General features: G+C 70.1%; 12 protein-coding genes. 3 read left to right on the forward strand and 9 right to left on the reverse strand.

Features of this window, described 5'->3' with window-relative positions; genetic code table 11:
- The first annotated feature begins 465 nt into the window (after positions 1–465).
- Positions 466–1,371 carry a helix-turn-helix domain-containing protein gene (locus F5972_RS13395; RefSeq protein WP_150933774.1) on the forward strand — a complete coding sequence of 302 codons (906 nt, stop codon included), beginning with the start codon at positions 466–468 and terminating at the stop codon, positions 1,369–1,371.
- 167 nt (positions 1,372–1,538) lie between these two features.
- Here F5972_RS13395 and F5972_RS37205 read toward each other — a convergent pair whose 3' ends face one another.
- Positions 1,539–1,712: a hypothetical protein gene (locus F5972_RS37205; RefSeq protein ID WP_191910091.1), complete on the reverse strand. Its 174-nt coding sequence runs from the start codon at positions 1,710–1,712 to the stop codon at positions 1,539–1,541.
- 21 nt (positions 1,713–1,733) lie between these two features.
- Here F5972_RS37205 and F5972_RS13400 point away from each other — a divergent pair, with 21 nt between their 5' ends.
- Positions 1,734–3,581 carry a pectate lyase family protein gene (locus F5972_RS13400; protein WP_150933775.1) on the forward strand — a complete coding sequence of 616 codons (1,848 nt, stop codon included), beginning with the start codon at positions 1,734–1,736 and terminating at the stop codon, positions 3,579–3,581.
- A 61-nt stretch (positions 3,582–3,642) separates the two neighbouring features.
- Here F5972_RS13400 and F5972_RS13405 read toward each other — a convergent pair whose 3' ends face one another.
- The 4 genes from F5972_RS13405 to F5972_RS37210 form a co-directional block, all read right to left on the reverse strand.
- Positions 3,643–4,377, reverse strand: a complete 735-nt coding sequence (locus F5972_RS13405) for an alanyl-tRNA editing protein (protein ID WP_150933776.1) — start codon at positions 4,375–4,377, stop codon at positions 3,643–3,645.
- A gap of 80 nt (positions 4,378–4,457) precedes the next feature.
- A complete protein-coding gene (locus F5972_RS13410; RefSeq protein WP_225311434.1) occupies positions 4,458–5,303 on the reverse strand; it encodes a PIG-L family deacetylase in 846 nt (281 codons plus the stop codon).
- 10 nt (positions 5,304–5,313) lie between these two features.
- The gene (locus tag F5972_RS13415) at positions 5,314–6,543 is read right to left on the reverse strand and encodes an MFS transporter (RefSeq protein WP_225311435.1); all 1,230 of its coding nucleotides are present in this window, start codon (positions 6,541–6,543) and stop codon (positions 5,314–5,316) included.
- Between the two features lie 175 nt (positions 6,544–6,718).
- Positions 6,719–6,859, reverse strand: coding sequence for a hypothetical protein (locus tag F5972_RS37210; protein ID WP_191910092.1), 141 nt, complete (start codon positions 6,857–6,859; stop codon positions 6,719–6,721).
- A gap of 64 nt (positions 6,860–6,923) precedes the next feature.
- On the opposite strand from F5972_RS37210, the gene F5972_RS13425 reads away from it, so the two are divergent.
- Complete coding sequence (locus F5972_RS13425) at positions 6,924–7,793, forward strand: MBL fold metallo-hydrolase (RefSeq protein WP_150933778.1); 870 nt, start codon at positions 6,924–6,926, stop codon at positions 7,791–7,793.
- 15 nt (positions 7,794–7,808) lie between these two features.
- Here the strand turns inward: F5972_RS13425 and F5972_RS13430 are convergent, their stop codons facing one another.
- The 4 genes from F5972_RS13430 to F5972_RS13445 all read right to left on the reverse strand — a co-directional run bounded on the left by F5972_RS13430 (position 7,809) and on the right by F5972_RS13445 (position 11,567).
- Positions 7,809–8,933 carry an MFS transporter gene (locus F5972_RS13430; protein WP_404803055.1) on the reverse strand — a complete coding sequence of 375 codons (1,125 nt, stop codon included), beginning with the start codon at positions 8,931–8,933 and terminating at the stop codon, positions 7,809–7,811.
- Between the two features lie 110 nt (positions 8,934–9,043).
- Positions 9,044–10,177, reverse strand: coding sequence for a calcium:proton antiporter (locus tag F5972_RS13435; protein ID WP_225311436.1), 1,134 nt, complete (start codon positions 10,175–10,177; stop codon positions 9,044–9,046).
- A 203-nt stretch (positions 10,178–10,380) separates the two neighbouring features.
- Positions 10,381–11,256 carry an NUDIX hydrolase gene (locus F5972_RS13440; protein ID WP_150933781.1) on the reverse strand — a complete coding sequence of 292 codons (876 nt, stop codon included), beginning with the start codon at positions 11,254–11,256 and terminating at the stop codon, positions 10,381–10,383.
- An 83-nt stretch (positions 11,257–11,339) separates the two neighbouring features.
- Positions 11,340–11,567, reverse strand: a complete 228-nt coding sequence (locus F5972_RS13445) for a hypothetical protein (protein WP_150933782.1) — start codon at positions 11,565–11,567, stop codon at positions 11,340–11,342.
- Between the last annotated feature and the right edge of the window lie 241 nt (positions 11,568–11,808).

Below are 11,808 nucleotides of genomic sequence, written 5' to 3' on the forward strand. Positions count from 1 at the left end.
TGTCTCGTACACGGAGGGCCGTTCGTTTTCGTATGGCCTCTATGAGGCGCCACGCTCGATGGCGCTTATCCTCGCCCAGCGATCATCTCCGTGCAAGGGCCATCCGCACGTGATTATGACCGACCAGATGCACGTGCAGATGCTTTTTATTGGGTAGTGGGGCGTTCCTCATGGTCGATCGGAGTTTCGGTCGGCATGGTTGGAGAGTTTTGCGCGGGAGATATTCTCTTGCTGCCTTCTGTCTGGCTACTCTCCTGCCGTTGCGCCCGCCCGCGGGGAGCCCTGCAGAGTTGCACATGCGCATGAGCGGCTATTTGCACATGCATTGTGGATCCCGCGACGGACTGGGCTACCATGGGCGCCGGACAATTCGATGGCGTACTGTCCGGTCTGGGACGGTTCAACGTGCGCAGACCCTCATCGAGGTGTGTTTCCCCGGTCAGGAATCTGCGCGGGAGAGAGTTCATGGCGGCGGTACTCGCAGGAAGCGGATGGCCGGCCGACGGGAATCCCGGTCAATCGGGAAGCGGACCGGCTGTCCTACGCATCACACTGGGCACCCAGCTACGTCGGCTGCGTGAGGCGAAAGGCATATCACGCTCCGAAGCGGGACACCTCATTCGAGGCAGCGAGTCGAAGATCAGCCGTCTTGAGCTGGGCCGCAGCCCTTTCAAGGAGCGGGACGTCGCCGATCTCCTGACGCTCTACGGCGTGACGGACGCCGAGGAGCGCGCGGCATTCCTCGACCTGGTGAAGCAGGCCAACAATCCGGGCTGGTGGCACAAGTACAGCGACGTCCTGTCGCCCTGGCTCAACGCCTATCTGGGGCTGGAGGCGGGAGCCTCGGTGATCCGGAGCTACGAGTCGCAGGCTGTCCCCGCTCTCCTGCAGACGGAGGACTACGCCAGGGCGTACATGAGGCTTGCCCATCCGGACGCGTCCGCGTGGGAGATCAACCGCCGGGTCGAGGTGCGGCGAGAGCGTCAACGGATTCTGACGGCGGCTGAGAAACCGACGTTGTGGACGGTCATCGACGAGGCCGCTGTCCGGCGCCCCATCGGGGGACCCGAGGTGCTGCGGGGCCAGTTGCGGCACCTCATCGAGATGGGGCAACGCACCAACGTGTCTGTCCAGGTTCTTCCGTACGACGCCGCCGCCCATGCCCTGGTCGGCCCACCGTTCACGATGCTGCGGTTCGCCGAGCCGGACCTTCCCGATCTGGTCTACCTCGAACAGCTCAACAGCGCGCTCTACCTCGACAAGCGCGAGGACGTCGACCTCTACACGAGAGTGATGGAAACCCTGTGCGTGGAGGCCCGGCCTGGCCGCGAAAGCGTTGATCTGTTGCGAGAGCTGCACGACCTTCTCTGACGCCGCGTCGCGAGAGCGCGTTCCGGACGGATCGCGACGCCGGGCCGCGCCTCACGCGGGTAAGAGGGGCGGTCGAGGACATAGCGCCAGAAGGGGTTCGCGGGGTACAAACGACTCATCACATTTTTCGCGGCTTGATACAAGCCCGCCCACCCGAGAGAGCGCTCTCACGTGCCTTCACGGGGGTCGGCCGGTGTCAGGCCGTCCACCCCCTGAGTAGGCAGGTCGATGACGATCGTGAGCCACCCCGGCACCGGAACGGGCCAGCGCGCCCGTCGAGGGACCCCCCACGCGGTGTCCTCCTCCCCGCCGTCCACCCCCACGTCTTCTGGATGCACCATGAAGCGGGAAGGACGGACCGCATGACCGGCCGTCGCCGGATCGGCCTCGTGTTCTCCGCCGGCCTGCTGATGACGGCCGCCGCGCTGTCCGTGGCACCCCCGGCAGCCGTGGCCACCCCGCACAACCCGGGCGCCGCGAACCTGGGCCCGAACGTCACCGTCTTCGACCCGAGCATGCCGGTCGCCGACATCCAGGCGACTCTCGACGCGGCCAACGCCGCCCAGGTCGACAACGAGATGGGCACGTCCCGGCACGCCTATCTCTTCAGGCCCGGCACGTACGGCACGGCGGAGCACCCCCTGCAGATCAAGGTCGGCTACTACACCGAGATCGCCGGTCTCGGCGCCTCCCCCGGGGACGTCGTCATCAACGGCAAGGTCGAGGTCTACAACCGCTGCCTGGAGAACAACGGCACCGGCAACTGCCTCGCGCTCGTCAACTTCTGGCGCACGCTGTCCAACCTCTCGATCAACATCAACGGGGCCGGGCAGGACGACTGCCGGAAGGGGGCGAACTTCTGGGCCGTCTCCCAGGCCGTCTCGATGCGCCGTCTCAACGTCACCGGCGGCACGTTGTCGCTGATGGACTACTGCACCGCGGGCCCGCAGTACGCCAGCGGCGGCTTCATCGCCGACTCCAAGCTGCCCTCCGTCATCAACGGCTCGCAGCAGCAGTGGCTGACCCGCAACACCGAGATCGCCGGCTGGTCCAACGGCGTGTGGAACCAGGTCTTCTCCGGGGTCGTCGGAGCGCCCGACGAGAGCGGGTTCCCCAACCCGCCGTACACGACGCTCGACACCACGCCGGTCAGCCGTGAGAAGCCGTACCTGTTCGTGGACGCGCAGGGCAGGTACAACGTGCGGGTGCCCGCGGCGCGGAAGAACACCCGGGGCGTCTCCTGGGCGAACGGCCCGACCCCGGGCCGTACGCTGCCGATCGGCGACTTCTTCGTCGCCAGGCCGTCGGATTCCGTGCAGACCATCAACAGCCAGCTCGCCCGGGGCAGGCACCTGCTGCTCACGCCGGGCGTGTACGACATCGCGCGGAGCATCGAGGTCAGGCGTCCCGGCACGGTGGTCCTCGGCCTCGGGCACGCCACGCTCACCGCCGTCCACGGCTCGACCCCGATCGACGTCGCGGACGTCCCCGGCGTCGTCGTCGCGGGTGTGACCATCGACGCCGGAACGGAGAGGTCGCCGGTCCTGCTGCGCGTGGGCAGGGAGCACGGCGGGCACCGGACCTCGGCGAACGACCCGACGACCCTCTCCGACGTGTACTTCCGCGTCGGCGGGCCGCACGTCGGCAAGACCGACGTCGCGCTGCAGGTCGACAGCGACGACGTGCTCATCGACCACACGTGGGTGTGGCGCGCCGACCACGGCGTCGAGGGCTTCACCGACACGCAGCGCTGGCAGACCAACATCGGCCGCTACGGCGCCGTCGTCAACGGCGACCACGTGACGGCGACCGGCCTGTTCGTCGAGCACTTCCAGCGCTACAACACGGTCTGGAACGGCGACGACGGCACGACGATCCTCTACCAGAACGAGCTGCCGTACGACCCGCCGACCCAGGCCGACTGGATGAACGGCAAGGTCGAGGGGTACGCCGGTTACAAGGTCGGCGACCGGGTGCGGACGCATCGCCTGTACGGCGCCGGTGTCTACGTCTTCAACCAGAACAACCCGTCGATCCACACCGAGAACGGCTTCGAGGTGCCCCGGACCCCGGGCGTGCGGCTGCACCACATCATGACGGTCAACCTCAGCGCGGGCACGATCGACCACGTCGTCAACGGCGTGGGCGACGCGGCCGACACGACCAAGGTCGGCGCGCCGGTGTACGTCACGGACTACCCGGCCCCGTAAGGAACGAAGAACAGCGGAGGGGTGCGGGCCGTACGCGGTCCGCACCTCGCGGGGGGACGGCTCAGTCGGAGACCGCGATGCGCAGGCGACGGAAGCCGCGACCCTTGCTCTCGATCTTGGCGACCCTGATCCTGCCGATCTGCTTGGTCGAGGCGACGTGCGTGCCTCCGTCGGCCTGGGTGTCCAGCCCGGTGATGTCGACGATCCGTACCTCCGGGATGCCCTCGGGCACGAGGTTCGTCGCGGTGCGGATGATGTCGGGGATCGCGAAGGCCTCATCGCGCGGCAGCACCCGTACGTCGATGCGGCGGTCGGCCGCGATCTCGGTGTTGCAGGCGTCCTCGACGGCCTCCTTGAAGCCCGGCGGCACCTCGGGGAGGTTGAAGTCCATCCGCGCGGTGAAGTGCTCCATGTTCCCGCCGGTCACGAGGGCGCCGTAGTCGCGGAACACGACGCCGCAGAGCACGTGCAGGCCGGAGTGGGTGCGCATGAGGGCAGAGCGCCGTTCGTCGGCGACGGCCGCCCGTACGACGGTCCCCGCGGGCGGGATCGGATCGTCCTGCGCCGGTATCAGGTAGAGGTCGTCGCCCTTGCGGACGCCCTCGATCCTCGTCTCGACGCCCTGCCACAGCAGCACGCCCTGGTCCGGGGGCTGACCGCCGCCGCCCGGATAGAAGGCCGACCGGTCCAGGACGACACCCTCGGGCGTGGCCTCCAGCACGATCGCCTCGAAGGACCGCAACTCCTGGTCGGCGAGTTCGAGCCGGCGCGTACGCCCATGCAGATCGAACGTCATCCCAGTGAGTCTACTTCTCCCGTCCGGGGAAGGGCGGCAGCTCACCCAGGTCGGCGCCGCCGCCCGGCGTGGGCGCGAACTCAGCGGAGGCCGGCGAAGAGGTCGTCCTCCTGGTCGGGGGTGGCCACCCGGGACGTCTTCCTGATGAAGAACTCGTGCGCGAAGGCCTGGTGCTGGGCCTCGGGGGACATCTGCAGCACGGGGATGTTCTCGCCCTGGCTCGCGTGGGCCCGCAGGGCCTTCATCTTGCTCTCCACGTACGGCGAGACCTCGACGACGGACGTGATCAGCTCCTCGGGGGTGCCGAAGTCGTCGGGGATCTCGAAGTCCTCCGGGGCCATGCCGCTCTCCTGCAGGAACTCGAACATCCGCTGGATCCGCTCACGCGGCACGGCGATGTAGTACAGCTTGTCCGGGATGCCGGTCATTTCTGCCGCGGCGACCGCGATGCGGTGGGCCTGGATGTGGTCCGGGTGCCCGTAGTTGCCGTTCTCGTCGTAGGTGACGATCACCTGGGGACGGTAGCGCTCCATGAGCGCGGCGAGCCGCGCGGCGGCCGTCTCGACCGGGACGTTGGCGAACGCGTCGGCATGGCCGTTGCCCTCCCAGCCGACCATGCCGGAGTCGCGGTAGCCGAGCAGTTCGAGATGGTCGATGCCGAGGTGGGCGACCGACTCGCGCAGTTCGGCCAGCCGCTGCTCGGCCACCGCCGCGTCGTCGTGCCCGGGCTCGCCCGGCTTCACGCCGCCGGGCCCGTCGCCCTGCTCGCCGTTGGTGCAGGTCACCAGGACCGTACGGATGCCCTCCTGGGTGTACTTCGCCAGGACGCCGCCGGTGCCCATCACCTCGTCGTCGGGGTGGGCGTGCACGGCCATCAGGGTGAGCTCCGAGTCCATTCCATCCCCCGTGGTGTCGTTTACCGTCACCTGGACGACCCTATATCCCGGCTTGATCCTCGGCGCGTGGCGAACCGGCGGGGCGGGAGACCGGGGTCATGCGGCTCGCCACGAGCCACCAGACGAGGAGCAGCGCCAGGGCCAGCACCACGGCGAAGGGCGGCAGCGTCCAGACCCCCACGCCCTGCGCGATCGCTCCGGCCAGCCAGGGGAACACGGCCCCGCCGACCACCGACACGCCGTTCAGCAGCCCGATCGCCGTGGGCACCAGCCGGGGCACGGTGAGCCGGGGCGCCACGGCCATCGTCGTGGGGAACACGGGCCCGAGCCAGAAACCGAGCAGCACGAAGCTCACGCCGGCCACGGCGGGGCCCGGCGCGATCCAGGCCAGCACCGCGCTCGCGGTGATGCCGGCCAGGCACACGAAGGTCATCCCGGTCGCGGTCATGCCGAGCCTGGTGGCGGCCGGGCTGATGAGGAAGCGGCCGAGGGCGAGCCCGAGCCAGTAGCCCGAGACGGTGTATCCGGCGATCAGATCGCTCTGCCCGTGCTCCTCCACCAGGAAGCTGAACCCCCAGTTGCCCACGCCGATCTCCAGGCCGACGTACACGGCCAGGAACACGGCGCCCAGCAGGACGGCGGGCTGCCGTATGACGGCGGTCAGCAGGCCGGGGCGCTCCGCATGCTCCCCGTCCGCGGCGGGCGGCGGGATCTCGCGGGCGGGCAGGGTCAGCCGGAACCCGGCCAGCAGCGGCAGGCTCACCAGGGCCAGGACCAGCCACACGGCCGTCCATGGCAGAAAGGTCAGGATCCAGGTGGCCAGCAGCGGCCCGAGCAGCGCGCCGACGCCGAAGAACGCGTGCAGGCGGTTGAGCAGCGTCGTCGCGCCGGGCCGTTCGGTGAGATAGGCGTTGAGCACCGATTCGAGGATGCCCGTGCCGTACCCCGCCAGGATCTGCACCGCCACGAAGGCCGCGAACGGCGGGCGTACGGCCGTGTAGAGGCCGGCCAGGGCGAACACGCCGCCGCCGATGACGAGCGAGGTGCGCACCCCGAAGCGGTGGATGAGCCAGCCGGCGGTCGACCCCGCCAGCATGAACCCGGCCGAGAAGGTGAAGAACTGGGTGCCGACGGTGGCCTTGTCCAAGCCGTAGTCGTCGATCTGCGCGGGCAGCAGCACCCCCCCGACGCCCGCGCTCAGGCCGACCAGGACGAAGGTGGCGTAGGCGAGGGCGACCGGCACCCACGATTCACGCCGCAGAGCGGACACCCGACCTCCCGCGATTGACGAGCAGCCTGCCGACCACCCGCGGCGCGGGAGCATCGGTCCGTGATCACCGGTGATCCCGTTGGGCGAACATGTTACTTGCCACACCCGTCAGCACTGAAGGGCCTTTTGGGGAGTTACGGCGTCCGCCCCTCGGCGGGTCTTCCCGGCCAGAGGGTCACTCCCGTGAGATCGCCGCGAGGTTGAGCACCCGCGACTCGTTTCCCGGCTCGATCAGGGTCTTCTCGGTCGCCGTCCGCCCGGTCTCGATGTCGTAGATCCGCAGGCTCGTCCGTACGTCACACGGCCCGGCAACCACCCCCCACTTTCGGGTGATTTGTGGTGGTTTACGTAGCCTGAAGTCCTGGGAGAGGGGAGACACCATGCCCGATCCAGCGGACGCGACCGTGTTCTTCGTGGGCAACGCCACCATGATCATCAGATCTCACGGGTTCACCCTGCTGACGGATCCGAACTTCCTGCACCGGGGGCAGTGGGCCCGTCTCGGCTACGGCCTGCGCACCCGCCGCCGTACCGAGCCCGCGATGGGGGTCACGGAGCTGCCACCCGTGGACCTGGTCGTCCTGTCGCACATGCACGGCGACCACTGGGACGACATCGCCCGCCACGGCCTCGACAAGGACCTGCCGATCGTCACCACCCGCCACGCGGCGCACCGGCTGAGGCGCCAGGGGTTCCACCGGGCCGTCGCCCTGGACCCCTGGGAGTACCACTTCGTGCGCCGCCACGACGCCACGCTGACGGTCACCGCCACACCCGCGCGGCATGCCCCGGGCCCGGCCGAGAGGCTGATGCCGCCGGTCATGGGCAGCGTGCTCGACTTCGCCCACGCCGGGGAGGTGGACCTGCGTATGCACATCAGCGGTGACACGATCATGGACCCGTGCCTGGCCGAGATACCGCGCCGCTTCCCCGACATCGACGTGGGCGTCGTGCACCTCGGCGGCACCCGGATCCTCGGCGTCACCGTGACGATGGACGGTCACCAGGGCGCGGAGTGGCTGAGGCTGATGCAGCCGGAGTCGGCCCTGCCCGTGCACTACGACGACTACGAGGCGTTCGCCTCGCCGCTCAAGGACTTCCAGCAGCATGTCCGCCGGGCGGGGCTGTCCCACCTCGTGCACTACCTCATGCGCGGCGAGACCTACCGCCTGCCCGTACGGCAGGCCGGCCTGCGCCCGCACCGCCCGGTGACCGGTCCCGGCCGGGGCACCGGCCCGCCGTACGGCTGAGCGCGCGGCGCGCCCTCACTCGCGCTCGGGACGGCGTACAGCGAAGGCGATCACCAGATAGGGCACGGCGGCGACCGCGAAGAGCGGCCCGGGGCCGGCCCACACCGATCCGGCGGCGTAACCGCCGTAGACCGTCAGGGAGACGATCTCGACGCCGACTCCGGCCATCGAGGTGACGGTGGCCCGCGCGCCGCCCGAGATCTCGTCCTGGAGTCGCGCGTCCAGCGTCGCCGAGGCCCACTGGACCAGGCCGAAGGCGACGGCCACCAGCGTGACCGCCGCGGGGTGGCGCGCCGCGACTCCCGCGGCCCCGGCGGCCAGGCAGACGGCGGCGAGCACCAGGGCCGGTGCGAGCGCGCCCTGCCCGCGGCCGGCGAACCACCCGCCGGCCATGCCGCCGACGCTCACCAGCAGTACAAGCAGCGGCACCGTCCCGGCGGACACCCCGGTGGCCTGGGCGAGCAGGGGCACGTACTCCTCCATCGCCCCGATGACCGACATCACCGACAGGACCGTGATCGCGCGGCGGATCGCCGGCCCCTCGCGCACCTGGGCGAGGCCCTCCCGCAGGACGGCGAGAGGGTTCGTCAGGTGGGGGATCTCGCGGTGACGGCGCGACTCGGGGAACGTCAGCGCCACGGCGGCGCAGAGCGGTGTCACCAGAACACTGGCCAGACCCACCGCGCGGAGACCGCCCGCGGCGAGCACGGGTGCCGCGAGCGCACTGGCGGCCGCGACGGCCGTGGTGCCGATGGCGGCCGACCGGCCGACCAGCACCGGGTAGCGGTCCGGCCTGCCACATCGCCCGAGTTCCTCGTACACCAGGGCCTGGACGGTGCCCGAGCGCAGCGAGCCCCCCGCGCCCCACAGCACGAAGCCCAGCGCGAACGACCAGTAGGAGGGGACGAACGTCCACAGGGCGTACCCCGCGCCCGTGAGGAGAGGCGCGGCGGTGAGCAGCGCCCGGCGCGAGACGAGGTCGGCCCAGACACCGGACGGGATCTCCAGCACGAAGCCGGTGACGGACCAGATCACGAACAGCGAGGAGATCTGGGCGGGCGACAGCCCGTTCTCGGCGAACAGCAGGGCGTACACCGGATAGAGGACGATGAAGTCCTCAAGGAACGCGTAGACGTACAGCCGGGCCGCGAGGGCCCGTTCGGGTGAGCGTCAATGTCGCCAGGTCATGCCCCGCACCTTATGCCTCCGCCGATCTGCCACGCATCGGGTTTATGCGGCGCGGGGCTCGCTCACGGGCTGACGGCGAGGAGCAGGAACGCGGCGAACAACGTGAGGTGCACTCCGGCCTGCAGCAGGGTGGCCCGGCCGGGCACCACGGTCAGGGTGGCCACGACGACGGTGAGGCCGAGCAGCACGATGTGCGTCGGGCCGAGCCCGAGCAGCAGCGGCCCCTCCAGCCACAGCGACGCCGCCGCGATCGTCGGGATGGTCAGGCCGATGCTCGCCATGGCCGAACCGAACGCCAGGTTCAGGCTGACCTGGACCCGGGCCCGCCGCGCCGCGCGTACGGCGGCGAGGGTCTCCGGGAGCAGCACCAGCAGCGCGATCGCCACGCCTACCGCGGCCTGCGGGAGCCGTGCCGTACGCACGACCGTCTCGATGGCGGGTGCCTCGATCTTCGCCAGCCCGACCACGGCGATGAGCGCCGCCAGCAGCAGCGCCAGGCTGACCATGGCCGCGCGGTTGGTGGGGAACGCCGCGTGCTCCGCCTCGCTTCTGGGCTTGCCTCCCTTGGTCCCCTGCCTGCCACCGCGCTCACCGGTGGTCTCGACCGGCAGGAAGTATTCGCGGTGCCTGATCGTCTGGGTGAGGACGAACAGCCCGTACAACGCGATCGAGGCGAACGCGGCGAACGCGAGCTGGGCGGGGGCGAAGGCGGGGCCCGACACGGTCGTGGTGAAGGCGGGCAACACGAGGCTGAGCGTCGCGAGAGTGGCGACGGTGGCCAGGGCCGCACCGGTTCCCTCGGCGTTGAAGACCGCCACCCGCCGCCGCAGCGCGGCCATCAGCAGCGACAGGCCGACGATGCCGTTGCAGGTGATCATCACGGCGGCGAACACCGTGTCGCGGGCGAGCGACGACGCGGCCGGGCCGCCGGACACGGTGAGACTGATGATCAGCGCCACCTCGATCACCGTCACCGCCACCGCGAGGACCAGCGACCCGAACGGTTCGCCGACCCGGTGCGCGATGACCTCCGCGTGATGCACGGCCGCGAGCACCGCGGCCGCCAGGAAGACCGCCGCGATCCCGACGACGAGGGGAGGAATCGTCCGGCCCCACGCCAGGGCGAGCACGATCACGGCGAGGATCGGAGCAGTCGTCGTCCAGGAGGTGGCCAGTCGGCGGAAGAACGGATTCACGCCCTTCATCCTGCCCAAATGGGACGATTTACGATGATTTGCTCATTTCTCTCTCTCTGGCGCAGGGCTGACGACTGGCCCGCCGTCGCCCTCGCAGTCGCCGGTGCGGGCGGGCGCCGTACCGGCCCGGACTCACAGCCGTGCCGGCCCGCGCCGTACGGCGGTGCGGTCTCAGCTCTGTGCGCTCTCAGAACTGTGCAGTGTCAGAGCTGGCCGAGCAGCCAGCGTGGTCCGGTGACGTGGGCGTCGAGTGCCGTGACCCGCTCGCGCAGCCCGCGGTCGGCGGTGACGACGAGTGCCGTCTCCCACGGCCGCACGCCGCGCACCGTCTCCACGATCGCGTCGTCCCCGCTGCCCCCGGCCAGTACGACCGTCATGTCCCCGTTCACCGGCCCGGGGTCGGCGGCCTTGGCCGCGGCGCCCTCCAGCACCGCGAACATCCGGGGGAACCACCGCGTGAGCGCCGGCACGCCCTGCGGCATGTCGCCCACGCCCCGCACGGTCAGTGCGATCAGCTCGTTGAGCAGGCGGTTCGCGGCGCCCGCGCGGTCCTTCCACCAGCCGTGCTCGGCCCGCGCCCCGATGATGTTGGCCATGTCGAGGACGACCACGACCGGGCTAAGCGCGGCCCGGATCAGCGGCCAAGAGCCGGCGAAGCCCGGATGCAACTGCCTGGCGGTGACCTCGTCCGCGGCCACCCACCGCATGTCGAGGCTTTCGCCGTTCGCGGGCGCGGCGTCGAGCAGCCCGTCCGCCTCCGCGATCACTGTCTGGAACGACCAGCCGCCGTGGTCGTCGACGTAGAGTCCGCGTACCCGGACGAGATCGGCGCGGAGGGCCGCCTCTTCCCGCGCCTCGCGCAGCGCGCCGGTGACGGCGTCCTCGTGACTGTCGCGGGCCCCGCCGGGCAGGCCCCAGGTGCCGCCGTGATGGCTCCACCAGGCCCGCTTCTGCAGCAGCACGTACGGCATGCCGTCAAGCGTGTGGTGGACGGCGAGCAGGCCGGCGGCGCCGTGCAGCCCCCAGTGCTGGTGTCCCAGCGAGCACAGGGCCCAGCCGTCGCCGTCCATCGCCGCCATGTTCTTATTTTGTCGCACGCGGCCTGGGAGAGCCCCCGGTCGCCCTGGTGCGGAGTCGTGTGCCCGTGCCTGTCGATCCGGCGTCACCAGTGGTCGACGGGCACCTCCACCCCGGCGGACAGGTCGAAGAGGGTCACGCCGTCGGCGAGGCGGATCACCTGGATCTGCGTGGCGAAGCGGAGACCGCGAAGGCGTATGGCGGCCTCGTGGGCCCTGCGCGGGAAGTGGTAGCGGTCGGCCGCGCGGCCACCGCCGGGAACCGGCCGGGCGGAACGGACCTCGAACCGGTCAGGAGGCCACAGAGGGGGCAAAGGCGCAGATTGCTGCCAGGTGGACATGTCTCTCCTGTCTCGCCGTTGAGAACAAGCAGTCGACCGGTCGGGCGCGTATGATCGCCACAGCGTGACGGCGTCGTAGGCCGATCGTTATTAAGTGGTAAGCGATCCTTCCCAAGCCGGAGTCCGTGGCCCGTTAGCGTTTGAGCCCTCACTCGTGATTCCCCTTTATCCGGAGAATCAGGAGATGTCATATCTGGAGAGACGCCCGCTTCTG

This window comes from Microbispora cellulosiformans (assembly GCF_008728085.1).
In the GTDB taxonomy this organism is placed as follows: Bacteria; Actinomycetota; Actinomycetes; order Streptosporangiales; family Streptosporangiaceae; genus Microbispora; species Microbispora amethystogenes.